The following is a 257-nucleotide window of genomic DNA, read 5'->3' as shown; positions in this document are numbered from 1 at the left end:
ATATTTTCTGGCCGTTCATTGCCACACGCATTAATGATGATGATACCATAAGCATGGCAAGAAAACAAAAACATGTATCCTGCCCGTCGTGCGTTCTATCAGTACCACGCGAACATCATGGAAACATGGGACGGCCCTGCATCAGTTTGTTTCACTGACGGTGTACAAGTAGGTGAAACATAAGACCGTAACGCTCTGCGTCCATCACGTTACACTGTTACTAAAGATGATTTCCTGGTGATGGCTTCTGAGTCAGG

1 pseudogene is annotated in these 257 nt (G+C 45.5%); it reads left to right on the top strand.

Annotated elements, in window-relative coordinates:
• Positions 1-63: 63 nt before the first annotated feature.
• Positions 64-257: pseudogene (locus Q4519_RS21910) on the top strand (hypothetical protein); the annotation flags it as partial.

Origin of the sequence: Motilimonas sp. 1_MG-2023 (genome assembly GCF_030547455.1) — a bacterium.
Taxonomy (GTDB): domain Bacteria; phylum Pseudomonadota; class Gammaproteobacteria; order Enterobacterales; family CBDFNC01; genus Motilimonas.
The sequence above is the reverse complement of the archived record's forward strand: the minus strand, read 5'-3'. Positions and strand labels throughout refer to the sequence as shown.